We start from the raw sequence: 23,578 nt of genomic DNA on the forward strand, positions 1-23,578 counted from the left end.
TGATCACATCTTGCTATCTAATGTTTAGATAACTTCTGCGCGCTCTACAATTTCAACAAGTGCCCAAGACTTAGTCTTAGATACTGGACGAGTTTCGCGAATAATCACGGTATCGCCAGTCTTGCACGAGTTGTCTTCGTCGTGTGCGTGTAATTTGGTCGTACGAGAAATGTACTTACCATATACAGGGTGTTTAACCCGACGCTCAATAGCAACAGTGATAGACTTGTCCATCTTATCGCTAATGACACGACCTTGCAGAGTACGAACACGTTTTTCATCAGCCATTACGCACCTGCCTTCTGATTCAGAATAGTTTTCACACGTGCGATATCACGACGCACTTGCTTCAACATGTGAGTTTGATTCAGCTGACCAGTCGCTGCTTGCATGCGCAGGTTAAACTGCTCACGACGCAAACCCAGCAATTCTTCTTGCAGCTGCTCAACGGTTTTATCATTAAGTTCGTTCGCTTTCATTACATCACCGTCCGAGATACAAAGATGGTTTTGAATGGCAGCTTACGTGCCGCAAGAGTGAACGCTTCACGCGCCAGCTCTTCCGAGACACCGTCGATTTCATACAGGACACGACCTGGCTGAATTTGAGCTACCCAGTATTCCACGTTACCTTTACCTTTACCCATCCGCACTTCAAGAGGCTTTTGAGTAATTGGCTTATCAGGGAAAACGCGGATCCAAATTTTACCCTGACGTTTAACGTGACGCGTCATGGCACGACGAGCCGCTTCGATTTGACGCGCAGTCATACGACCACGGTCAACAGCTTTCAATCCGAAAGTACCGAAGCTAACTTTGTTACCTGCTTGCGCCATACCACGGTTGCGGCCCTTATGGACCTTACGGAATTTAGTACGCTTTGGTTGTAACATTTAGTATCTCCTTACTTACGGCCTTTAGGGCGTTTGGCTGGAGCTTGTGGCTTTTCTTCGACTGGCATACCGCCCAGTACTTCACCACGGAAGACCCAAACTTTCACACCGATGATGCCGTAAGTGGTATTTGCTTCAGCAGTTGCGTAATCAATGTCTGCACGCAATGTGTGCAGTGGTACGCGACCTTCACGGTACCATTCAGTACGGGCAATCTCTGCACCGCCTAAACGACCGCTAACTTCCACTTTGATACCTTTGGCGCCAAGACGCATTGCGTTCTGTACCGCACGCTTCATCGCGCGACGGAACATAACACGACGTTCCAGCTGACCAGCAATGTTTTCCGCAACCAGTTGTGCGTCCAATTCAGGCTTACGCACTTCTGAGATGTTGATTTGAGCTGGCACGCCAGTCAATTTTGAAACTGCTTGACGCAGCTTCTCAACATCTTCACCTTTCTTACCGATGACCACGCCTGGGCGTGCAGTATGAATGGTGACACGGATGCTCTTCGCAGGACGCTCGATTACGATGCGAGAAACTGATGCATTGCTCAGCTTCTTGCGAAGTAATTCACGAACCTGGTGATCACTGTGCAGGTTATCGGCAAAATCTTTTGTATTCGCGAACCAGGTTGCATTCCATGGCTTAGTGATACCTAGGCGAATACCATTAGGATGAACTTTCTGACCCATAACTTATCTCCTAGCTATCTGATACAACCACAGTAATGTGGCTGGTACGCTTAAAGATACGATCAGCGCGACCTTTCGCACGAGGCTTGATGCGTTTCATGGTAGGACCTTCGTCAACCATTACTTTTGCAACTTTAAGCTCGTCGATGTCCGCACCTTCGTTGTGTTCAGCATTCGCGATAGCTGACTCCAGCACCTTTTTCAGCAGACCAGCTGCGTCTTTAGGGCTGTAGTTAAGCACATCCAGAGCTTTCGCTACTGGTAAACCGCGAATTTGGTCAGCAACCAACCGGCCTTTCTGCGCAGATAGGCGGGCGAACTTGTGAATAGCAATAGCTTCCATCTTGTGTCTCCCTTACCGTTTCTTCGCTTTCTTATCAGCAGCATGGCCGCGATAAGTACGGGTTGGTGCAAATTCACCAAGCTTGTGACCAATCATTTCGTCAGAAACGAAAACTGGCACGTGCTGGCGACCGTTATGAACAGCAATTGTAAGGCCGATCATATCAGGGATAATCATTGAACGACGGGACCAAGTTTTAATTGGCTTCTTGTCCCCGGCTTCCAACGCTTTCTCCACCTTATTTAGCAGGTGAAGGTCAATAAATGGACCTTTTTTAAGAGAACGTGGCATGTTTAATCCTCAACTCTTATTTGTTGCGACGACGTACGATAAATTTATCAGTACGCTTGTTCTTACGGGTCTTATAACCCTTAGTCGGAGTACCCCATGGGGTAACCGGATGACGACCACCTGAAGTACGACCTTCACCACCACCGTGTGGGTGATCAACTGGGTTCATCGCCACACCGCGGACGGTAGGACGAACACCACGCCAGCGCGTTGCACCAGCTTTACCCAATTGACGCAGCATGTGTTCTGCGTTGCCGACTTCACCGATGGTTGCACGACAATCCGACTGAATTCGGCGCATTTCGCCAGAACGCAGACGTATAGTTACGTAACCGCCATCGCGAGCCAAAACCTGTACATAAGCACCAGCTGAACGAGCCAACTGAGCACCTTTACCAGGCTTCATTTCGATTGCGTGTACTACAGAACCTACTGGAATATTACGCAGTGGTAATGCGTTACCCGCTTTGATCGGTGCATCTGATCCAGACTGTACTTTATCGCCAGCTTTCATGCCTTTTGGAGCAAGAATGTAACGACGCTCACCGTCTGCATACAGAACCAATGCGATGTTTGCTGAACGGTTTGGATCATATTCCAAACGCTCAACTTTCGCAGGGATACCGTCTTTGTCGCGTTTAAAGTCGATCATACGGTAGTGATGCTTGTGACCACCGCCGATGTGACGAACTGTAATACGACCGTTATTATTACGACCACCTTTCTTGTTGTTTTTATCCAACAAAGGCGCGTAAGGTTTACCTTTATACAGGTCTTCGTTAACCACTTTAACGACGTGGCGACGACCTGGAGATGTAGGCTTACACTTAACTAATGCCATGTGAATTCCTCCTATTACTCAGCGCCGCCGACGAAGTCGATGTCAGCACCTTCTTTAAGGGTGACATACGCTTTTTTCCAGTCACTACGCTTACCGAAGCGCATGCCTGAACGTTTGGTTTTGCCTTTCACGTTGACTGTGCGAACGCCTTCAACTTCAACCTCGAACAGTTTTTCAACTGCCGCTTTGATTTCCGCTTTGTTGGCGTCTTTAGCAACTTTAAAAACAACCGTGTTGCTGGTTTCAGCTGCAACAGTTGATTTCTCAGAAACGTGAGGTGCAAGAATCACTTTGAGTAAACGTTCTTCACGCATCATGATAACACCTCCTCAAGTTGCTTCACTGCGTCCGCAGTCATCAGAACTTTTTCGAAAGCAATCAAGCTAACTGGGTCAACGCCCTGAACATCACGTGCATCAACCTTGTGCAGGTTGCGTGACGCTAAGAACAAGTTTTCATCAAGTTCTTTAGTCACGATTAACACGTCGTTCAAGCCCATTTCTTTCAGCTTTGCAGACAATTGCTTAGTCTTTGGTGCTTCAACACCAAAGCTTTCTACCACGACCAAACGGTCCTGACGAACCAGTTCAGACAAGATGCTTTTCATTGCACCGCGGTACATTTTCTTATTCACTTTCTGGGTGTGGTTTTGTGGTTTCGCTGCGAAAGTTACACCACCACTACGCCAGATTGGGCTGCTAGCAGTACCCGCACGAGCACGACCAGTACCCTTTTGACGCCACGGCTTTTTGCCGCCGCCAGAAACTTCAGAACGCGTCTTTTGTGCTTTCGAGCCCTGACGAGCACCAGCAGCATAAGCGACGACTACCTGATGAATCAGAGCTTCGTTGAACTCACGTCCAAAGGTAGCTTCGGAAACCTCAAGAGCGCCTTTTGCGTCTTTAAATGTTAATTCCATCACCATTCTCCTCAGACGTTACGCCTTAGCCTTGACTGCTGGCTTGATGATGACATCACCGCCAGTAGCACCAGGGACAGCGCCACGAATTAGTAACAAACCACGCTCAGCGTCTACACGTACAACATCAAGTGTCTGCACGGTAATTTGTTTGTTACCCATTTGGCCTGCCATTTTCTTGCCTTTGAATACCCGACCAGGAGACTGGTTTTGCCCGATAGAACCCGGTGCACGATGTGACAACGAGTTACCATGGGTAGCGTCCTGAGTACGGAAATTCCAGCGCTTGACAGCACCTTGGAAACCTTTACCTTTCGAAGTGCCGGTAACGTCTACTTTTTTGGTGTCCGCAAAAATTTCTACGGTGATTTCAGAACCTACTGCGAAATCATCACCTTCGCCGTCTTCCAGGCGGAATTCCCAGAGACCACGACCTGCTTCGACACCCGCTTTCGCGAAGTGGCCTGCAGCTGGTTTGTTTACGCGGTTCGCTTTTTTGTCACCTGCTGTAACCTGAAGCGCACGATAGCCGTCCGTTTCCTCAGTTTTAACCTGAGTCACACGGTTTGCAGTCACTTCAATCACAGTAACAGGTACAGAAGCGCCGTCTTCTTGGAAGACACGTGTCATTCCTACTTTACGACCGACTAGACCAATAGCCATTGTTAAAACCTCTCGTGTGTAATCCTATTACTGCCCGCTTAACCCAGGCTGATCTGAACATCAACGCCAGCTGCAAGGTCAAGACGCATCAGCGCATCAACAGTCTTGTCAGTTGGATCCATGATATCAATCAGACGTTTGTGGGTACGGATCTCGTACTGGTCACGCGCATCTTTGTTCACGTGTGGTGAAATCAACACGGTGAAACGTTCTTTGCGCGTAGGCAGAGGGATTGGACCACGTACCTGAGCACCAGTGCGTTTTGCAGTTTCGACAATCTCTGCAGTCGACTGGTCAATCAGACGGTGATCGAACGCTTTCAGTCGAATCCGAATTCTTTGATTAGCCATAAAAAATCAAAGCCTCAAATAATAAAGAGCATTTAAAAAAGAGCACAGAAAAAAACCTGCACCCTGGCAGCATACCGGGCGAGGTATTTTCAACGAAAATTCCATTCAATCCCCTATCGGGATTGCTGTGGCAACCAACTACCGGTTGAATTCTTCACCCCACAGGACACTAAAAGTACCCGAGGGAGCAACAACCGTGGCGACGGATTATACAAGAGTGAGACAGAAAAGCAAGGGGTAATACAGGCTGGTGAGCTTATTCTCTGTAGCGTGCTGCGCTTTTCAATCACTCAGTAAAAAGCGCAGCACTGACAGCTCGGTGCAAACCGATCAGTTGTTCTTTGCGTAGGCTTCCACTTCACGCCAAACGCGTAAAATATTCTCGTTCAGGATCTGTTTGATGTCCGCTTCAGAGTAGCCGCGATCAAGCAGACCCTGGATCAGGTTTGGATAGCTGGACACGTCTTTCAGACCGACCGGCAGGGAATCACCAACACCATCATAATCCGAGCCGATACCCACGTGGTCGATGCCGACCAGGTCTACGACATAATCAATGTGGTCCAGCACTTGCTCCAGGGTGGCATAAGGGAACGGGTTATCGGCACGTAGCGCAGCCACGCGTTGCTTGGCCTCTTCGCTCTCTTCACCGTATTTCTCATTCACTTTTTCAATTTGCTGGTTAAGCATATCGCGCCAGCGGTTCGCGGACTGAGTGACAAAGCTGGAGCCAAAGTTGATCATGATCACGCCGCCATTCTCGCCTAAGGCTTTAATCATATCGTCGCTCATATTGCGCTCAAAACCCGGAGTGTACCGGCGCAGTGACGAGTGGGAGGCAATCACAGGGGCTTTACTGATTTCAATCGTTTGCCAGAAGGCTTCATCAGAGACATGCGAAATATCCACCATGATGCCGATGTTGTTCATTTCTACCACCAACTCTTTGCCAAAAGGGCTTAAGCCGTTCCATTGGCGACGAATATCATAAGAGGAGTCAGCAATGTGGTTGGAGAGGGAATGCGACAGGGTAATGTAACGGATACCCCGCTCATAGAATTCTTTCAGATTGGCCATATCGCCTTCTATCGGCGAGCCGTTCTCCATGCCCAGGGCAAGTGAAATCTGACCTTGATCGTACTGCTTAAGTACGTCGTCAACGGTGTAGGCCATGGCAAATTTTTCAGGAGCCCGCCAGGCTAGCGCTTCCATACTATCGATCAGCTGATGTGCCAGTTGCTTACTTGCACCGGGGGTCTGTTCCAGCTGCGCAGGTATGTAAATCGACATAAAAGGTACGTTCAGGCCGCCGGCCACTGCGCGCGGATAATCAAAGTCGCCACCTTCGGTCGCTTCACTGACATCGTCCCACTTATTGTTAAGACGATACGGAACGTCAATATGGGTATCAATCAGGAGGTTTTCCTTTGCCAGCACCATTGCCCGCTCGCTTGCGGTGTAGCTTGCTGCCGCTGCATCCTGTGCCATTGCCGGCGCGATAGATGAAGCCGAAAGCGCAAGCGTAGTTGCCAGACTCAGGGCGCTGACCTTGCCAAACCATGCGTTAGTGTTCACTGCACATCCCTCTGTAATTTAAGATTACGTCGTTATTCTAATAGGTATGGTCAGCAGATTAGCACACTTATTTAACGGAAATCACCCTGTCTTCACCCCGTTAAGCGCATGGTTAGTGGCAACGACCGCAGCGCCGGCGATGATGCTTAGCACCGGCGCAAAGGTCAGAATAATCAGCCATGTAGATGTCGTTGCGAACATAGTGATTACTCCGGTTGGACACGTACTTGATTATCGTCGTTCTGGTTTTGCTTGTCAGTAGTAAGCGACGCATAGACCACCACCCGGTAAGGAATATCTTTGCGCATTTCTGCTAAGTTCTCAAAGCTTGAACGGCGGGTTTCGTTGGCCAGTTGTTGCTTGACCATCTGGGTTTGCGCAGCCAACGAATGACTTAATGCTTCATTCAGTGTGGGTTGCTTCGCCCATACTGGCGCGGTCATGGTGCTTGCGACAAGAGCTAAACTTAAAACTAACTTTTTCATTTTGTTCTCCTAGCTATGTTGATTCCCGTCGTCACAACGGGTTAAGTAAAGTCGCTAGAAGTAATACAAAGGTTGTGCCAACTCTCAAACTAAATACACAAGCACTTGTTTTATATTGTTTTTATTTTTAAATAAGAGAAGAAGGAGCCACTAGCCTGTGGCTTCTATTGTGGGGATTCTGCCAATTTTTGGTCAAATAACGCACGAGCATCGAGTACCAGCTGCAGTCCCCCGCGCACCAGTTGCTCAGCGGAATCGGCAGCTGGTCCCTGCTGACTGAGCCACTGCCGCCAGCGTCTTGCCCCTGGCTGGCCCTGGAACAGCCCCAGCATATGCCGGACCACATGCCAGCAACGTCCGCCTTGAGCCAGATGCGCTTCTATATAGGGGATCATCTGCTCGACGACCCTAACCTGCTCTTCAAACGAAGCTGCCGTCGCTGCAGGAACCTGGGGCGGAGCAGTAAGTATGCTATCAAAGCAGCCGAGAAAGGCTGGATTCTGGTAGGCTTCGCGGCCTACCATGACACCGTCCACATGCTGTAAATGGGCAACCACATCAGCCGCCTTAGCAATGCCCCCGTTTATCATCACATGCAGTTCAGGGTAACGCTGTTTGGCCCGGTACACGCGCTCGTACTGCAAGGGCGGAATTTCACGATTCTGTTTCGGGCTTAACCCTTGTAACCAGGCTTTTCGGGCATGCAAGGTCAGATGACGACAGCCAGCAGCAGTAATGTCATCGATAAAACGATAGAGAAACTCATCACTATCCTGCTCATCTATCCCGAGTCGTGTTTTCACAGACACCCGCAGCTCAGGCGCCGCCTGTTGCATCGCCTGTACACAGGCTGCCACCCTGTCCGGAGCCGCCATAAGACAGGCACCGAAACTGCCGTTCTTCACCCGATCAGAAGGGCAGCCCACATTGATATCGACCGCAGTATAGCCGCGCTCGTAGGCCCTGGCAGCGCACTCTGCCATGGCCGCAGGGTCACTACCGCCAAGCTGCAGCACCACAGGTTGCTCGGTGGGATTAAACGCCAGAAAATCATGCTTGCCGTGGATAATGGCGCCAGTAGTCACCATTTCAGTGAAAAGCACTGTTTTTGTGCTCAATAGCCGATGAAAATAACGGCAATGGCGATCAGTCCAGTCCAGCATCGGTGCGACAGCAAGTGTTGGAGATGCGAGTTGTTGGACCATAGTGACCTCTATCGGGCAAAGCGGAGGCCGTATTCTAAAGTTTTGGCCCCGCTTTGCAAGTTTTCGGGTTGGCTAGTCGTGCGCTGTCAATGGTGACGAGGCAGCAATGCTGGAGCGCGACGCGCCTTGGTTTGCTGCTCAAAGCCATAGGCGGCTTCAATCAGCTTGGCTTCGCTATTCGCGCCAGCAAAGAAACTGAGCCCGACTGGCAGATGATGCACAAAGCCCATAGGTACAGTGATATGCGGGTAGCCTGCCACCGCCGCTGGCGAGCTGGCAGAGCCCATGTAGTTATCACCGTTAATTAAATCAATCTTCCACGCAGGTGCCGTAGTTGGCGCAATGAGGATGTCCAGATCCTGACTTGCGAGGGTGGCATCGATACCATCGGGTCCAGCTGCCTGCTTGGCGCGTTTAAGAGCGGCTTCGTAATCTTCCTGATCAGCTTCGCTGCGGCCCTGTGCGAGGGTAAACAACTCCTGACCGAAAAACGGCATAATGGCGTCTGCCTGGGCTTGGTTAGCAGCGATCAAGTCGGCTAAATTACGATAAGGCGATTCGGGGTGCTGGGCAAAATAATGCGCCAAATCGGCCTTGAATTCATGCAGGAGTACGGTGAATTCGTCTTGTCCCCAACCGCGGCCATTCACGAACTCCACATCATCGACAATGATCGCGCCGGCGTCGCGTAATACCTGTAACTGCGTTTCAAGGACCGCATCCAGGCCGCTGTGATACCCCATCAAATCACGCATTACGCCAATGCGTTTGCCGCGCAATCCATCCGCGTTCAAGTGCTTGGTAAATTCCACCTTTGCTGCATAACTGGCGCTGTCGGCGGTATCTTCACCGAGCATGGCGCTGAGCAAATAAACGGCATCACGGACAGAGCGTGCCATGGGTCCGGCAGTGTCCTGACTGTGGGAGATTGGAATAATCCCGCCACGGCTGACCAGACCCAGCGTCGGTTTGATCGTGACAATGCCGGTTATGGCTGCCGGACAGACCAGCGAGCCATCGGTTTCGGTGCCCACCGCTAAAGGAATAAGGTTGGCACTGACGGCCGCCGCCGAACCGGCGCTGGAGCCACAAGTGCTGCGCGACGTATCAAAGGGGTTCTTGGTTTGACCGCCAACACTGCTCCAGCCGGAACTTGACGCAGTGGAGCGGAAATTTGCCCATTCACTCAGGTTGGCTTTACCGATAATAATTGCACCGGCATCGCGTAAGCGTTGCACTAAAAACGCATCGGCCGCCGGGTAGTGCTCTTTTAATAATAACGAGCCGCCGGTATTGGCTAAGCCATCAGCGGTATCAATATTGTCTTTCAACAGCACCGGGATACCATGCAAAGGTCCCCGCAGTGCGCCCTGCTCGCGCTCAGCGTCGAGTGTGCGCGCCAGCACAAGGGCATCCGCCAGCGGTAACAACTGATTGACTGCGCGCAAATCAGCACCTCGGCGGTTGTGCCGCGCGATTTGCTGATAATAATGACGCACCACATCTTCCGCACTCAAGGTGCCGACCGTCATGGCCTCCTGCAGTTCGTCGACCTGTGCTTCCTGGTAGTCAAACTCCGTTGCCCCCAGTGTCTGGCTTTGCCACAGCAGAGCAAGGCTCGCCACACTGAATAAAAGGTACTGCCAGCGCCGGCTCCCTGCTTGATTTATGCCTGTTGTCATTGCGGTTTCCTCGTTCGGGTTAATCGATAAGCTCAGTCTATCCCATCGTATGCGGGCGTGGTAAACTTTGCGACATGATGACAAAAGAAACTGCTCGACTGATCACTAAAGCAGAAAAATTATGCGAACAACGTGGAGCGCGGTTAACCCCTGCGCGCCGTGAAGTGTTCGAGATCCTCGCTGCTGAAACCGGTGCGATTGGCGCCTATGACTTGTTGGATAAGCTGCGCTCAGCAGTACCCAATGCCAAGCCGCCGACCATCTACCGCGCCCTGGACTTTCTTCAGGAACAAGGCTTTGTGCATAAAATCACTTCGTCAAACAGCTATGTCCTGTGCAGTCATTTCGATCATCAGCACCCGGTGCAGATGCTGATTTGCGAAAGCTGTGGTTCAGTGCAGGAAATCCAGTCAGAAGGGGTTTACAACGCGCTGCGTAAGCAGGCCGAAGACCAGGGCTTTCAGGTCGTCAGCCAATCTATTGAAGCCCACGGGCTCTGCCGCGACTGCGCTTAGTAGCCAGGCCCGTCAGGGATCTCATGCTGGGCAAGATTATCAAAGCGTGAGTACTGCCCCTGGAATTTGAGTTTTATGGTGCCGATAGGTCCGTTCCGCTGTTTCCCCAAAATCACTTCAGCAATACCCTTTTCTTCACTTTCCGGATGATAAACTTCATCACGGTAGATGAACATGATGACGTCGGCATCCTGCTCAATCGAGCCGGATTCACGTAAATCTGAGTTCACCGGGCGACGATTAGAGCGCTGCTCAAGTGAGCGGTTCAACTGTGACAACGCCACGACAGGAACTTCCAGCTCTTTCGCCAGGGCTTTCAGTGAGCGGGAAATTTCAGCGATTTCGAGTGTCCGGTTTTCTGACATGCCCGGAACCGTCATTAATTGCAGGTAATCGACCATAATCACCGACAGCCCGCCATGCTCACGGAATACGCGGCGCGCGCGCGACCGCACCTCGGTAGGTGTCAGTCCTGAGGAATCGTCGATATAGATATTGTTACGGTCTTTCAAAATAGAAATCGTCGAAGCGACCCGGCTCCAGTCCTCTTCTTTTAACTGACCGTTGCGGATACGGGTTTGGTCGACATGACTAAGTGACGCCATCATCCGCATCATGATCTGCTCGGACGGCATCTCCAGGCTAAAAACCAATACCGGTTTGTCTTCTTTAAGGGCAATATTTTCACATAAGTTCATGGCGAACGTGGTTTTACCCATGGAGGGTCGTGCGGCGACAATGATTAAGTCCGAGGACTGTAGCCCCGCAGTCATACGATCCAGATCCGTAAAGCCGGTGGAACGGCCAGTGACACCATTAGGGTTCTTACTGCGACTGAGTTCATCAATACGATCCACGGTGCGCTGCAGAATAGGGGCAATGGCCTGCGGTCCTTCGTTTGCCGTCGTGCGCTTTTCCGCAATATGAAATACCTTACTCTCCGCAATGTCCAGCAGCTCAGCACTGCTACGATTCTGAGTATCGAAACAGGACTCGGCAATTTCATTTGATGCGGCAATCATTTCCCGCAGGATCGCGCGTTCACGGACAATTTGCGCATAAGCCCGGATGTTGGCTGCACTCGGAGTGTTTTTGGCAATCTCGCCAAGATAAGCAAAACCACCCACATCCTTAAGCTCACCGGCGGCCTCAAGAGTTTCAGAGACAGTAATCAAATCTATCGGTTGGTTTTGTTCAGATAAGCGATGCATCGCACGGAAAATAAGGCGATGCCCGCGGTGATAGAAGTCATCACTGATGATGTCACCGGAAATCGCGTCCCACGCCTGATTATCAAGCATGAGCCCGCCCAATACCGACTGCTCTGCTTCAATTGAATGCGGTGGCGTTTTAATTGCGGCGAGTTTAGCGTCGTTGCGGTGTTTATCGGGGCGGTTTGCCATATCTCTCTCAGGTGAATCAGAACAATGGGTACGACTATACAAAAACCTGAGGATGGAGGGAAGCGGATCCGCTCGGATCCGCCTCTTATCGGTTATTTTTTACGAAGGATGATGTCACCGCTCATGGTGGTCAACTCGATAGTACCTGAGCCACTACCCAGACGAGTTTCCAGATTGGCACCTACACCCCATTTTGACTCCTCAACCCGGGCGTCATTGACGTCGTTGACAATACTGCCACCGCCACTGACGTTCGCTTCAAGGTTGGCATCGACGGCGCCTGAGAACAACAGTTCGACATCGCCGCTTACTGAGTTCGCTGAGATACGTCCGTTCCTGGTCAGGGCCAGAGTCGCTTTTACATCACCACTAACTGATTTCAAACGCAAATTTGAAACCGACTGCAAATCCAGCATTACATCGCCTGAAACGCTCTCGGCAGAAATATCACTGACGGACGTCCTCACGTCGATGTCACCACTGGTGGACGAATAGCTGGCATTGGAACCCGCGCCGTCCCGGTCGTCAATGTCACCGCTTACGGATTTAAGCGTCACCCGGCCGGTCAGTTTCTCGCTCTGAATGTCTCCACTGACGCTGGTGAGGTTGAGCTTACCGCGCAAGCTATGAGCATGAATATCGCCACTGACAGTGTTCAGCTGCACATCACTGCTAAAATCCCTGACCACAAAATCGCTGGAAACACCGCTGATATTCAGTTCAGCACTCGAGGGCAGATGAATTTCTAACTCTGAACCATGGTTGCCCGAGAAATTACCGCGTGCTGGCATTTCCACCCGAATCGTCAGATTATTGTCAGCGAGTTCAAACGTCATTCCAGTGGCATACTCATCGAGTTTACCTCTGACCTGTGCATAGGTTTCCTCGGTACCGATAATCTCGACCTCGCCACGCATATTTTCAATGGTTACCACAACATTCGCCGGCACATCCAGGCGTTTGTCGACGCTCTCCTGGGCAGCAAAGGCCGCGGTAGGGGCCGCGTACAGAACAGCGGCCACAGAGACACTGAAGAGCAGATTCATTAGCTTTTTCATCATTTTTCCCTCTTTTGATTAGACCTGTTGTAATTGTTCATTCACTTTAAATTGCGACTCCAGCAGCTCAAGTTCCTTGCTGTACAGCCATTGCAACAATTGCCACAACTGGCGGTTATTCGGTTCTTCGATCAGCTGTTCGCTGACTTCATGAATACTGGCGCGAATTTGTTCCAATTCCTGCTGTACATACCCACTTTTGCCGTCCCAACCCACTGTCTGATAATGACTGAGCAACATCTGTCGCTGTTGCTCATGTTGCTGATTCAAAACTGTCAGCAGCAGTTCGCTCTGCGGTGTAGCGGTACCTGGTGAAGACTGCATACTATTAAAGGTCACCAGGCCAACAGCCAGCACCGCGCAAGCGGCACTCGCCCAAGCCCAGTTCAACCAACGCCCACGGCGTCGGCCCGAACGTGAGATGCTATGCTCAATGCCGCGCCACAAGTCATGACCTGGCTGCGGCGTATCTTTACCGTCAGCAGCTTCACTTATCAGGCGTGCTAGTTTTTCATTCGCTGTCGTCATCGCTCAACCACTCCTCTAACATCATGCGTGCCCGATGCACTTGCGCTTTACTCGTCCCCACGGCAATCCCCATTTCCGCGGCAACTTCTTCGTGGCGTAAACCTTCAATACAATGCAAGACAAAAGCCCACCGCGTCTGCGCAGGTAAGCGCCGGATCAATTGATCCAACTCACTCAGATCCGCACTCTCCTGATACTCCAGGGTATCTGCATAACCGGCCTCGCCCGTTAGCCGCACCTGTTGCCAGCGCTTATTCTTGCGTAGCTCGGTAAGGGCAACCCGTGTCGCTACAGTGTGTAACCAGGTACTAAACTTACTTTCACCACGAAAGCTGGCAAGATTACCCCATAGCTTGATAAACACTTCCTGAGTCAGATCCTGGGCCATCTCGCTATTACCAGCCAGCCGCCAGACAAGTCCATAGACGCGCCGGTGGTGCCTTTCAAAAAGCTGCTGAAAAGCCTGTATGCTGCCTTGCGTTGCCTGCCGCACCAGCCCCCGATCGGGATCTTCTATGGCGCTCTCGCGGTTAAGTTGTACTGTCACTGGTTATCCCTTTTCATCCTACAGATACAGCTTGGGTGAATTTGCTTACTAACTTGGTCGCAACGACCGAAGTAAAGGTTTACACGGCTTGGAAAAAAAGCAAAAAAAAACCGCACCCTGCTCAGCAGGATGCGGTTTTTGAAAGCTAAATTGCTTAGTAGCTAAAGTTACTGACGCAGATTAATCTGTCGCAACAACTTGCAGCTTGATGTTAGCAAATACGTCGGCGTGCAAGTGCAGCTCGATGTCGTACTCGCCAGTTTCACGTAAAGTGCCGTTTGGCAACAATACTTCGCTCTTCTGCACTTCAACACCGGCCGCAGTAACTGCGTCAGCGATGTCTTTAGTACCGATCGAGCCAAACAATTTACCTTCGTCTCCAGCTTTTGAACTGATTACGATTGGATCAAGAGCATTAATTTTTTCTGCACGCTCTTCAGCAGCAGCCAGCTCAGAAGCAATTTTAGCTTCTAATTCAGCGCGGCGCTCTTCAAATACTTTAACGTTCGCCTGAGTTGCAGGAACTGCTTTACCTTGCGGGAACAAAAAGTTACGTGCATAGCCAGACTTAACAGATACTTGGTCACCCAAGCCACCTAAGTTGGCAATTTTGTCTAATAGAATGATTTCCATTGTTCGCTACCTCTGAGTTTCTGAGATCGTTCGCGATGCCGGCTTACTGATGTGAATCAGTATAAGGCAGCAACGACAAATAACGTGCACGTTTGATGGCACGCGCCAACTGACGCTGGTACTTCGCTGAAGTGCCAGTGATGCGGCTAGGAACGATTTTGCCACTCTCAGTGATGTAGTTTTTCAGAGTAGCGATATCTTTATAATCAATTTCTTTAACGCCTTCAGCCTTAAAACGGCAGAATTTACGGCGACGGAAAAAACGAGCCATGATGGTCTCCTCAAATCTTCACAAGTTGCCGGGCATGCAGTACAAGTTTTCCAACTCCGTTTTTATCTTCAATACGATTCAAAAAACCAGTTACTTGCAATTGCGTCCCAACGGTCAATTCATTTGCCCACTGTGGTGCTTCACTGCCACTTAACACGACTAAGATTCTGACGAAACTGCGTCGTGGTAGTCCTGCTTCCTGCTGCTCCGATTGATGATCAAATACGAAGCGTAAGTGCTTAATGCCTGCTGGACTGGTGGTTAATTTTGGTGGTTTGCTTACGCTGCCACCTAAATTCAATTGATTGCTTAGTTCCACAATGGTTAGACGTCACAAATCAGCTTACGCTGCTTCGCTGTCGCCTTGTTCTTCGTTGCGGCTATCACCTTTACGCTCTTCCTTTTTAGTCAAAGGAGAAGGTTCAGTGACGGCTTCTTTCTTACGCATGATCATGTTGCGTAACACCGCGTCGTTGTAACGGAAAGCTGTTTCCAACTCTTCGATAACTTCGTTCGATGCTTCGATGTTCATCAATACGTAGTGCGCTTTGTGCAACTTGTTGATTGGGTAAGCCAGTTGACGACGGCCCCAGTCTTCCAAACGATGGATGGTGCCGTTACCTTGTGTGATCGTGTCGCTGTAGCGCTCGATCATACCAGATACTTGCTCGCTCTGGTCCGGATGGACCATGAATACGATTTCATAATGACGCATTTCTGCTCCTTATGGTTCATAGCCACTGTTAGGCTCAGTCACACCTCAGCAGCAAGGAACGCTTTTGATAGTTTTGGTAATACTTCAGACTGATTTAAGCGGCGGGAGTGTAGCCGAATTTCACCCAGATCACAAGCTCGAGCCGTAGTTTTCTGCGTTTTCGACTAAATCAATCAAGACTTTCACGAATTGCTCAGGCAGCGCACCGACAGCATCAACAGGCCCCTGAATTTTAAAGCGTTGCTCTTGCGCTGAGCTGGCATCAGGACCCGGTTGTGTCAGTACACCGTGAATCACCACCTGTCCGGAGGATTGACTGACCTCTATATCAAGATCCCACGCATAAGCTTCGCTTGTTTCGGTGAGCAGCCACTCATGACGTTGGCCAATGCGTTGCTGCAAGTCATAGATAATATCCTCCGCCCTCGGGACATCGTCCTGAGCACGGTAGCTGACGTGCAACTGCGGTTTATTGGTACGTTCGCCCGGCAGGAAATTGCCGGTAGGCAACCAAGCCAGGGCCAGCAGCACCATCACCACGATTGAAAGCACCACCGGGCGCATGCGTAAAAAAGGTACCTTAGGCATCTCAGTTACCCTGCCGCTGGCGCACGGCTTCGAACAAACAAACGCCAGTCGCGACGGATACGTTAAGACTGGAGACGGTTCCCTGCAGTGGAATTTTAATCAGTTCATCACAGGTTTCACGGGTCAAACGACGCATGCCATCACCCTCTGCCCCCATCACCACGGCGACCGAATTTTTCAGATCGACAGCATAGACCGATTGTTCGGCCTCGCCTGCGGTGCCCATTACCCAGACTTGCAAGTCCTGCAATTGTTTGAGCGCGCGGGCAAGATTGGTAACTTGCACTAACGGCACAGTTTCTGCTGCGCCGCTGGCAACTTTGCGGACGGTCGGATTGAGTGAAGCTGACTTGTCTTTTGGCACAATCACAGCGGTGACGCCTGCGGCATCGGCGGTGCGTAAACAGGCCCCCAGATTATGCGGGTCAGTGATACCGTCAAGCACCAGAAATAAAGCCTTACCGGCACTTTTCTCTACCAGGTCAGGCAGATCGTTATCACTTAATAGCGGTGCTTCCTGAGCCGTCACCACTACGCCCTGATGATTGCCGCCCTCAGCTTTTTTTTCCAGCGTATGCTTAGGCACAAACTGTGGTCGAATCCCCATTTTCTGAGCGCTTTGCACCAAACTCTGTAACGCCTGATCCTGTCGCTCGCGCAATGCAAAAATTTCGATAACCCGTTCCGGGTGACGTTCAAGCAATGCTCGTACAGCATGCAAACCAAAGACGGAAACTTTCTTACTCATTTTTTGCGGCTACCCTTAGTTTTTGAGCTGCTTTTGGCGCCGCTTTTGCCGCGCTTACCTTTATTCGATGATTTTTTTCGCGGCTTGCGTGCAGGTTTTTCATCGCCCGCGGCAGCATCAGCTCCCGGCATGCGATCTTTGCCCGTCGGACTTTCCGCGGCCAGCAAGGTGAGATCGATTTTACGTTCATCGAGATTCACACTGCGGACTTTGACCTTAACTTTATCGCCAAGCCGATAAACGCGGCGACTGTTTTCACCAATCAGGAGATGACGTTCGTTATCGAAACGATAGTAGTCATTATCCAGGTTGCTGACATGCACCAGGCCATCAATAGAAAGGTCATCTATGCGAATAAACAAACCAAAGTTGGTTACTGAAGCAATCACACCAGTGAACTCGCCACCAACATGATCCTGCATGTATTCGCACTTCAGCCAATCGGCCACCTGCCGCGTCGCGTCATCTGCGCGGCGCTCGGTCATGGAACATTGTTCACCCAGCTCGTCGAGTTGCTCATCTGGGTACATCCATGCGCCAGCCAGGGCTTTATTCGGACCTTGTTGCTTTTTCAGTAAGGCTTTAATTGCCCGGTGCAACACCAGATCCGGATAGCGCCGGATGGGCGATGTAAAGTGTGCATACTCGTCCAGCGCCAGGCCAAAGTGGCCGGCATTGTCAGGGCTATACACTGCTTGCTGCATCGATCGCAGCAGCATGGTCTGAATGAGCTCGGCATCGGCACGCTCACGCACCTGTTCCAGCACTGCGGCGTAATCCGCCGGGTTGGGCTCATCGCCACCCTTCATGGTTAAGCCAAGCTCAGCTAAAAAACTGCGGAAGTTGGTTAAGCGCTCGGAGGAGGGAGGCTCATGCACCCGGAATAAAGCACCAGCTTCATCATGTCCCTCAATTAACCGGGCAGTCGCCACGTTCGCCATAATCATGCATTCTTCGATAATGGTATGGGCAACATTACGCCGCACTGGCTCAATGCTTTCAATCTTGCGCTGAGCATTGAAAATAAAGCGCGTTTCAAGGGTTTCAAACTCAATTGCTGAGCGTTGCTGACGAGCCGACTTTAACACCTTAAACAATTCATTCAGGTGATCAATTTGCGCCAGTACGTGTTGATAATCCTGGCGTAACTTCGGATCACCATCAAGAATATCGGCGACTTTATTGTAGGTCAGGCGCGCGTGCGACTTCATCACTGCCGGGTAAAACTTCGAGTCGCGTAGTTTTCCTTTAGCATTGATGCGCATCTCGGCGACCATACACAAACGGTCAACGTCCGGATTGAGTGAACATAGCCCGTTCGAAAGTTTTTCCGGTAACATCGGCACGACAAAATTTGGAAAGTAGACGGAGTTACCACGTTCCAGGGCATCTTTGTCTAACGCTGTGTTTGGGCGCACATAGTAACTGACATCTGCAATCGCTACCCACAGGCGCCAACCGTCCCCATCAGGTTCGGCACAGACAGCATCATCAAAGTCGCGGGAGTCTTCACCATCAATGGTGACCAGAGGTAATTCACGCAGATCCACCCGATCTTCATAAGCGTCCTGCGGCACGGTTTCGCCAAACTGTTCAATTTCTTTTAGCGTTGCCGCACTCCACTCCGTGGGAATATCGTGTTCGCGGATGGCAACTTCGATCTCCATTCCTGGTGCCATATGTTCACCAAGAATTTCGGTAATTTCCCCAATGGGGCTGGTGCGGCGGTTCGGCCGCCGGGTAATTTCAACCACCACAATCTGGCCATGCCGGGCACCATTGCGAGCGTCATCCGGGATCAGAATATCCTGATTCAGCCGGCTGTCATCGGGCACCACAATACCTAAGTCGTGATCGACAAAGAAGCGACCCACGATACCGCCCTGGCGCGGCTCGATGACGCGGACGATACGGCCTTCGCGGCGGCCTTTACTATCGCTCCCCTGCTCTTGCACCAACACCCGATCACCATGCAGCACACTGTACATCTGGCTTGGCGGAATGAATAAATCACCGCCACCGTCGTCAGGATGGCAGAAGCCAAACCCATCGCGGTGGCCGATAATGCGACCTTTAATCAGGTTCATCCGGGACGGCAGGCCATAAGCATTGGCTTTGGTGTAAATGAGTTGCCCATCGCGCTCCATCGCACGTAACCGTCGTTTCAGGCCGATATGCTGACGCTCATCGTCCAGCTTAAAACGCTCAACGATCTCTTCAAACGTCGTGGGCTTCAGGCGAGCTTCAATGGCCTCGAGCAAGTCCTCGCGCGACGGAATTTCTACTTCATACTCTGGAGCTGAGGACGAATTTTGTTCGTTCTTGTGACTCATATCACCTCAAAATTTTGTGAATCGGACGCTTGTCTAAGTTGCTCTTACTATAGCAGATTTCAGACACAACGTCGTAAATAGTGTACGCGCCTACGCACAAGGTCATCGCCCGTGAATCGACGCCAGTACGAGCAAGTTTTTGCAGTTTCCCAGTCCTCTGCTAGGCTTTGCACTCTGCCTGCTGTGGACAAAAAATAACCACCTTTAGCCTTCCAGGTCCATGACAGAGATCACTAGTCCGTTAAATTTCAACCTATTTAAGGAGATCTGGTCATGGGCAAACTTAACGCTATCAAGGCCATTTTTATTTGTAGTCTCACCACTTTGTTTTCAATGCCCGTTACCGCTGATGAGAGCAAAGAACTCATTAAACATGGCGATTACCTCGTCAATCACGTCATGGCCTGTGGCCATTGCCACGGCAAAGACCTGGCGGGCGGCACGGTCATCCCTGAAGATTTCGGCAACGTCTATGTGCCCAATATCACGCCACACAAAGCCACCGGAATTGGCCATTGGTCCCATGATGACATTATCCATGCTCTGCGTAACGGCCGGCGACCTGATGGTAGTGTCATCGGAATACCTATGCCGATTGAAATGTACAAAAGTCTATCAGATGACGACGCCAGAGCGGTTGCCGCCTACCTGCTAAGCCGCCCGCCTATTGCCCGAGCGACGCCAGCATCAGACTATCCTGATGGTTTTTTACAACGAGTGGACAAGTCGCGCCAGCCAATGGTGACTACTGTTGCAGCTATTGACTATTCAGATCCTATGGTACGAGGTGACTATGTTGCCACCCAGGCCCACTGTTTTGCCTGTCATACGCCGTGGCACGCGCAGGAACTTATAGGCGCCGGCGGAAATCCATTGCCCGTAGCAGAAAATATCTACATCTATTCGAAGAATATCACGCCGGCAGGTCCCGTCGGTGGCTATTCTGATCAGCAACTGGAGCATGTCCTTCGCACGGGAGAACTGCCTGATGGCAGCAAGCTGCATGAGATGATGCCAGCAGCCTTTTATGCGGAAATGAGTCCTGCGGATATGAGCGCGCTGATTGCTTATCTGCGATCACTGCCACCAGTTACGGTCGAACATAAGCGACAAGGACAACCCTAAAGAGCCAAACATCAGCTGGATTTTCGGCTGCGACAGCAGACAAGGTTCAAGGATTCGAACTGCAGATAAATAAGATGGTGCCGAAGGGGGGACTTGAACCCCCACGCTGTTACCAGCGGCGGATTTTGAATCCGCTGCGTCTACCAATTCCGCCACTTCGGCATAGAAGATTTGACTTGATTGTCGGTAGTGCGAGGCATTATACGCAAGGCAATTTTGCAATCAAGAAAATTATTACAGAAACGAAGCGTTCGCCTAAAACATGAGCAACACCGGCTTTTTCATCAGCTGCCTTGCTAATCCGCTGCCAGGACATGATAATCTCCATTTCGGTGATGCCTGCCAGGATCACCACTATCGTCATGAGCTTTAGATGAAAGGATCCCAAATGTCAGCAGCCAGCCCCTCCCATACCCTGCATGCGTCGTTTCCCAGCGCCGGATTTGGGCGCCGTCTCGCAGCCTGGATTTATGATGTGCTGGTTGCGGTTGCTGTGATTATGTTGTCTTCGGCACTAGCGCTGGCCTTTGCGGCAATTCTTACCAGTTCCGGTTGGTTGCAGCTGCCCGAAGGCATGGACCATGCGGGCTGGCTCAACAGCTCGCCACTCTATGCTATCTACCTGCTAAGCGTACTCGGTTTTTTCTTTGGCTGGTTCTGGCGCCGCAGCGGACAAACCCTGGGCATGCGTGCATGGCGTCTGAAAGTACAGCAGCGCGATGGCTCTCTGCTTACTAAAAAACAGGCTCTGATTAGAGTGATTACCTGCTGTTTCGGACTGGGTAATTTGTGGGTTCTGGTTGATTTTAAAAACCGCAGAGCCTGGCATGATTACGCTGCTGGAACTGAATTGGTTACCCTTTCAAAAGAAGCGAATCAGTTGTACTACTGGCGCGACCTCTAAATGCCCTGCAGCGCTTTAGCCACTGCGGCGCTGCATTAACCGCTGCGCCGCTGCATTAACCACAGTGCCGTGCCGGCAAACAGCAGACTTGGTAACAAAGCGCCCAGTAATGGTGGTAATTGATACACCTGGGCCAGGGGCCCGAAGATTTCATTACTGACATGAAAACCAAAACCTGTGATCACCCCGAGTAAAATCCTCGCTCCCATGGTGGTCGAACGCAACGGACCGAAGATAAAGGACAGCGCAACCAACAACATTACCGCAACGGTAACAGGCGCAAAGATTTTCCGCCAAAGGGCTAATTCGTAGCGCTCCGTTGCTTGTTGGTTAGCACTCAGGTAATCCAGATAATCAAGTAGCCCACTAATCGACAGCGCCTCTGGCTTCACTGTCACAACACCCAGTTTATCGGGGGTCAGAGAAGACTCCCAGACCCAACGCGGTAACTTTCGCTCGGTGATTTGCTCAACTTCATGCTCAGTAATGGTAACGTTATTCAGTACCCATTGGTCACCCTGATAGGTCGCACTGCCACCTTGTACGACGGACTCCAGCTGGCGGTTTTGACTAAAACGATAGACCGTCAGATCGCGCAGCCGACCGGTATCTTCCACTTCGGAAATATTAACAAAGTGGGCCCCGTCTTTTGCCCATACGCCTTGCTGGGCGGAAATTAAACTACCACCTGAAATCGCTGAAGCGCGCAATTCACGTCCCTGCGCTTCCAGTTGCGGAGCCACCCACTCGCCCATAGCCATTACCGCAAGCATCATGATGATTGCGGCTTTCATGACTGAGCCAACAATGTTCAGCCTTGAGCGCCCGGCAGCAAGCATGACCACTAATTCGGAGTTGCTGGCGAGCATGCCCATCCCGATCAGACCGCCGAGTAATGCCGCCATGGGGAAGAACACTTCAATATCGCGCGGCAGGCTGTACAACACAAAAAGTCCGGCATCTGCGACCGAATAAGTGCCTTTGCCCACCGATTTTAACTGTTCGACAAAACGGATCAGCGAGGACAAGCCGCTGAGTACGGCCAGGCTTAGTAAGGATGTCATCAGTACCGAGCGCGCAATGTAGCGATCGAGAATACTAAACTGCATCATGCTGGATTCCTCCGCAGCCGCGCCAACACACGCAAGCCAAACGGGCGTCCTTTACCTACTAGTATTACGCCAAAAATCAATAGCAGTACATGAATCCACCAGAGCCCGATAACAGCCGGGATCACCCCATCTGCGACAGCGGAACGGGCGGCCATCAACAACAGGAAGTAGCCAAGATAAATCAGCAATGCCGGCGCCATACGCGCAAACTTGCCTTGCCGAGGATTGACCCGACTCAGCGGGACCGCAATGAGGGTTAATAATGGCATCGCCAAAGGAATAGCTACGCGCCACTGCCATTCAGCCGCCGCTTCAGGATTATTTTCGCCCCAGAGCTCGGTGGTTTTATAGGCTTCCAGCTTACGGATATATTCGGTCGCTTCCTGTTCTTTAATTTGTAACTGGTAACTGCCGAATTCCATCACCTGATAGTCGCCCTCTCCTGAGTTGCGGGCGTACCTGGTACCATCTTTCAGCACCAGTTGCTGAGAGCCACTCTCATTGGCAATAACATTGCCCGTGTCAGCCATCACCACACTACCGCCGATCACCTGGTTTTCTTCATCACGCAGCGACTGGGCTACGAAAACCTCGTCCAGTTCGCCAGTTTCGGTCAGCCCCTGCACGAAAATCACCGCTTTTTGGTTACTGGCCTGTTGGAAACGACCTGGCATAATCACCGACAATCCGGTATCGCTGCGTGCACGCTCTTCTACCTGGCGCTCTTGCTCCAGCGACCAGGGCACCAGCCATAACGTCAACGAAGCCGTCGCCAGGGCCAGCAAAGTTGCCAACACCAGAGTCACGCGGGTAACGTACCATTCACTCACGCCACAGGCATGCAAAACCGTCATCTCGTTGTCGGCATAAATGCGACCATGAGCGAGAAGGATACCCAGGAACAAACTTAGTGGTAGAATTAAGGCAGCAAGTGCAGGAAGGTTCAAACCGAGCAGTTTTATGACGAGATCGCCGGGGATTTCACCCGCAGAAGCGTCCGCAAGCACCCGAACGAACTTTTGGCTGATAAAAATGGTCATCAACACCGTTAAAACGGCGATCTGAGATTTAAATGTTTCTCGCATTAAATAGCGGAATATACGCACTGGTGACCACTCTTAACTTTGCTTTTTGCTGGAAAATACGCAATTTTT

At 51.0% G+C, this 23,578-nt stretch carries 31 protein-coding genes and 1 tRNA gene; 3 read left to right on the forward strand and 29 right to left on the reverse strand.

Translation table 11 applies throughout. The features are described from left to right. Nucleotides 1–24 precede the first annotated feature (24 nt). From rpsQ to J6J34_RS11445, 15 genes are all read right to left on the reverse strand, one after another. Nucleotides 25–288 carry a 30S ribosomal protein S17 gene (gene rpsQ, locus J6J34_RS11375; protein WP_301721754.1) on the reverse strand — a complete coding sequence of 88 codons (264 nt, stop codon included), beginning with the start codon at nucleotides 286–288 and terminating at the stop codon, nucleotides 25–27. Beyond that, nucleotides 288–479, reverse strand: coding sequence for a 50S ribosomal protein L29 (gene rpmC / locus J6J34_RS11380; protein ID WP_126754486.1), 192 nt, complete (start codon nucleotides 477–479; stop codon nucleotides 288–290). The genes rpsQ and rpmC overlap by 1 nt, the downstream gene beginning before the upstream one ends. Then, nucleotides 479–892 (reverse strand): 50S ribosomal protein L16, encoded by a 414-nt coding sequence (rplP, locus tag J6J34_RS11385; protein ID WP_126762622.1) that lies wholly within the window; start codon nucleotides 890–892, stop codon nucleotides 479–481. Before rplP ends, rpmC begins: the two co-directional genes overlap by 1 nt. A gap of 11 nt (nucleotides 893–903) precedes the next feature. Then, nucleotides 904–1,590 carry a 30S ribosomal protein S3 gene (gene rpsC / locus J6J34_RS11390; protein WP_301721751.1) on the reverse strand — a complete coding sequence of 229 codons (687 nt, stop codon included), beginning with the start codon at nucleotides 1,588–1,590 and terminating at the stop codon, nucleotides 904–906. 10 nt (nucleotides 1,591–1,600) lie between these two features. Next, entirely contained in the window at nucleotides 1,601–1,933 is a 333-nt protein-coding gene (gene rplV, locus J6J34_RS11395) for a 50S ribosomal protein L22 (protein ID WP_126769551.1), read from the reverse strand. A gap of 12 nt (nucleotides 1,934–1,945) precedes the next feature. Further along, on the reverse strand, nucleotides 1,946–2,224 hold the full coding sequence (gene rpsS, locus J6J34_RS11400; RefSeq protein ID WP_026860408.1) for a 30S ribosomal protein S19: 279 nt from the start codon (nucleotides 2,222–2,224) through the stop codon (nucleotides 1,946–1,948). Between the two features lie 16 nt (nucleotides 2,225–2,240). Then, the gene (gene rplB / locus J6J34_RS11405) at nucleotides 2,241–3,065 is read right to left on the reverse strand and encodes a 50S ribosomal protein L2 (protein ID WP_301721746.1); all 825 of its coding nucleotides are present in this window, start codon (nucleotides 3,063–3,065) and stop codon (nucleotides 2,241–2,243) included. 14 nt (nucleotides 3,066–3,079) lie between these two features. Beyond that, nucleotides 3,080–3,382: a 50S ribosomal protein L23 gene (rplW, locus tag J6J34_RS11410; protein WP_301721744.1), complete on the reverse strand. Its 303-nt coding sequence runs from the start codon at nucleotides 3,380–3,382 to the stop codon at nucleotides 3,080–3,082. Continuing rightward, nucleotides 3,379–3,984: a 50S ribosomal protein L4 gene (rplD, locus tag J6J34_RS11415; protein ID WP_301721743.1), complete on the reverse strand. Its 606-nt coding sequence runs from the start codon at nucleotides 3,982–3,984 to the stop codon at nucleotides 3,379–3,381. Before rplD ends, rplW begins: the two co-directional genes overlap by 4 nt. 18 nt (nucleotides 3,985–4,002) lie before the next feature. After that, nucleotides 4,003–4,647, reverse strand: coding sequence for a 50S ribosomal protein L3 (gene rplC, locus J6J34_RS11420; protein ID WP_301721742.1), 645 nt, complete (start codon nucleotides 4,645–4,647; stop codon nucleotides 4,003–4,005). A 38-nt stretch (nucleotides 4,648–4,685) separates the two neighbouring features. Next, nucleotides 4,686–4,997, reverse strand: a complete 312-nt coding sequence (rpsJ, locus tag J6J34_RS11425; protein ID WP_008488677.1) for a 30S ribosomal protein S10 — start codon at nucleotides 4,995–4,997, stop codon at nucleotides 4,686–4,688. 330 nt (nucleotides 4,998–5,327) lie between these two features. Continuing rightward, complete coding sequence (locus J6J34_RS11430; RefSeq protein ID WP_301774297.1) at nucleotides 5,328–6,485, reverse strand: dipeptidase; 1,158 nt, start codon at nucleotides 6,483–6,485, stop codon at nucleotides 5,328–5,330. 293 nt (nucleotides 6,486–6,778) lie between these two features. Further along, the gene (locus J6J34_RS11435) at nucleotides 6,779–7,057 is read right to left on the reverse strand and encodes a hypothetical protein (RefSeq protein ID WP_301721734.1); all 279 of its coding nucleotides are present in this window, start codon (nucleotides 7,055–7,057) and stop codon (nucleotides 6,779–6,781) included. A gap of 164 nt (nucleotides 7,058–7,221) precedes the next feature. Beyond that, the gene (gene dusA, locus J6J34_RS11440; protein WP_301899049.1) at nucleotides 7,222–8,262 is read right to left on the reverse strand and encodes a tRNA dihydrouridine(20/20a) synthase DusA; all 1,041 of its coding nucleotides are present in this window, start codon (nucleotides 8,260–8,262) and stop codon (nucleotides 7,222–7,224) included. Nucleotides 8,263–8,348: 86 nt separating this feature from the next. Beyond that, nucleotides 8,349–9,944 (reverse strand): amidase, encoded by a 1,596-nt coding sequence (locus J6J34_RS11445; RefSeq protein WP_301899050.1) that lies wholly within the window; start codon nucleotides 9,942–9,944, stop codon nucleotides 8,349–8,351. Nucleotides 9,945–10,018: 74 nt separating this feature from the next. Here J6J34_RS11445 and zur point away from each other — a divergent pair, with 74 nt between their 5' ends. Further along, the gene (gene zur / locus J6J34_RS11450) at nucleotides 10,019–10,459 is read left to right on the forward strand and encodes a zinc uptake transcriptional repressor Zur (RefSeq protein ID WP_301721730.1); all 441 of its coding nucleotides are present in this window, start codon (nucleotides 10,019–10,021) and stop codon (nucleotides 10,457–10,459) included. Here the strand turns inward: zur and dnaB are convergent. The 11 genes from dnaB to rnr form a co-directional block, all read right to left on the reverse strand. Next, the gene (gene dnaB / locus J6J34_RS11455; RefSeq protein ID WP_301721729.1) at nucleotides 10,456–11,862 is read right to left on the reverse strand and encodes a replicative DNA helicase; all 1,407 of its coding nucleotides are present in this window, start codon (nucleotides 11,860–11,862) and stop codon (nucleotides 10,456–10,458) included. The genes zur and dnaB overlap by 4 nt on opposite strands. 92 nt (nucleotides 11,863–11,954) lie before the next feature. Next, entirely contained in the window at nucleotides 11,955–12,923 is a 969-nt protein-coding gene (locus J6J34_RS11460) for a DUF4097 family beta strand repeat-containing protein (RefSeq protein WP_301899051.1), read from the reverse strand. A gap of 15 nt (nucleotides 12,924–12,938) precedes the next feature. Then, on the reverse strand, nucleotides 12,939–13,448 hold the full coding sequence (locus J6J34_RS11465; RefSeq protein WP_301721725.1) for a hypothetical protein: 510 nt from the start codon (nucleotides 13,446–13,448) through the stop codon (nucleotides 12,939–12,941). Continuing rightward, complete coding sequence (locus tag J6J34_RS11470) at nucleotides 13,432–13,995, reverse strand: RNA polymerase sigma factor (protein ID WP_301721723.1); 564 nt, start codon at nucleotides 13,993–13,995, stop codon at nucleotides 13,432–13,434. The genes J6J34_RS11465 and J6J34_RS11470 overlap by 17 nt, the downstream gene beginning before the upstream one ends. A 180-nt stretch (nucleotides 13,996–14,175) precedes the next feature. After that, complete coding sequence (gene rplI / locus J6J34_RS11475) at nucleotides 14,176–14,628, reverse strand: 50S ribosomal protein L9 (protein ID WP_301774036.1); 453 nt, start codon at nucleotides 14,626–14,628, stop codon at nucleotides 14,176–14,178. A 43-nt stretch (nucleotides 14,629–14,671) separates the two neighbouring features. Next, on the reverse strand, nucleotides 14,672–14,899 hold the full coding sequence (rpsR, locus tag J6J34_RS11480; protein ID WP_006956988.1) for a 30S ribosomal protein S18: 228 nt from the start codon (nucleotides 14,897–14,899) through the stop codon (nucleotides 14,672–14,674). Between the two features lie 10 nt (nucleotides 14,900–14,909). Beyond that, nucleotides 14,910–15,218 carry a primosomal replication protein N gene (gene priB, locus J6J34_RS11485; protein WP_301721716.1) on the reverse strand — a complete coding sequence of 103 codons (309 nt, stop codon included), beginning with the start codon at nucleotides 15,216–15,218 and terminating at the stop codon, nucleotides 14,910–14,912. Nucleotides 15,219–15,242: 24 nt separating this feature from the next. After that, the gene (gene rpsF / locus J6J34_RS11490) at nucleotides 15,243–15,614 is read right to left on the reverse strand and encodes a 30S ribosomal protein S6 (protein WP_301721715.1); all 372 of its coding nucleotides are present in this window, start codon (nucleotides 15,612–15,614) and stop codon (nucleotides 15,243–15,245) included. Nucleotides 15,615–15,743: 129 nt separating this feature from the next. Further along, nucleotides 15,744–16,202: a hypothetical protein gene (locus tag J6J34_RS11495; protein ID WP_301721714.1), complete on the reverse strand. Its 459-nt coding sequence runs from the start codon at nucleotides 16,200–16,202 to the stop codon at nucleotides 15,744–15,746. Between the two features lies 1 nt (nucleotide 16,203). Then, a complete protein-coding gene (gene rlmB, locus J6J34_RS11500; protein ID WP_301721712.1) occupies nucleotides 16,204–16,950 on the reverse strand; it encodes a 23S rRNA (guanosine(2251)-2'-O)-methyltransferase RlmB in 747 nt (248 codons plus the stop codon). Continuing rightward, entirely contained in the window at nucleotides 16,947–19,283 is a 2,337-nt protein-coding gene (rnr, locus tag J6J34_RS11505; protein WP_301721711.1) for a ribonuclease R, read from the reverse strand. The genes rlmB and rnr overlap by 4 nt, the downstream gene beginning before the upstream one ends. 273 nt (nucleotides 19,284–19,556) lie before the next feature. On the opposite strand from rnr, the gene J6J34_RS11510 reads away from it, so the two are divergent. After that, nucleotides 19,557–20,408, forward strand: a complete 852-nt coding sequence (locus tag J6J34_RS11510; protein WP_301899052.1) for a c-type cytochrome — start codon at nucleotides 19,557–19,559, stop codon at nucleotides 20,406–20,408. A 75-nt stretch (nucleotides 20,409–20,483) separates the two neighbouring features. On the opposite strand, the gene J6J34_RS11515 is transcribed toward J6J34_RS11510, so the two are convergent. After that, nucleotides 20,484–20,570: transfer RNA gene (locus J6J34_RS11515), tRNA-Leu, on the reverse strand. Nucleotides 20,571–20,796: 226 nt separating this feature from the next. Between J6J34_RS11515 and J6J34_RS11520 the strand changes: the two genes are divergently transcribed. Next, nucleotides 20,797–21,312, forward strand: a complete 516-nt coding sequence (locus tag J6J34_RS11520; RefSeq protein ID WP_301721707.1) for an RDD family protein — start codon at nucleotides 20,797–20,799, stop codon at nucleotides 21,310–21,312. Between the two features lie 35 nt (nucleotides 21,313–21,347). On the opposite strand, the gene lptG is transcribed toward J6J34_RS11520, so the two are convergent. Then, on the reverse strand, nucleotides 21,348–22,424 hold the full coding sequence (gene lptG / locus J6J34_RS11525) for an LPS export ABC transporter permease LptG (RefSeq protein WP_301721706.1): 1,077 nt from the start codon (nucleotides 22,422–22,424) through the stop codon (nucleotides 21,348–21,350). Further along, a complete protein-coding gene (gene lptF / locus J6J34_RS11530; protein WP_301721705.1) occupies nucleotides 22,421–23,530 on the reverse strand; it encodes an LPS export ABC transporter permease LptF in 1,110 nt (369 codons plus the stop codon). The genes lptG and lptF overlap by 4 nt, the downstream gene beginning before the upstream one ends. Nucleotides 23,531–23,578 lie beyond the last annotated feature (48 nt).

The sequence above is a fragment of the Pseudidiomarina terrestris genome (assembly GCF_030466405.1).
GTDB lineage: Bacteria > Pseudomonadota > Gammaproteobacteria > Enterobacterales > Alteromonadaceae > Pseudidiomarina > Pseudidiomarina terrestris.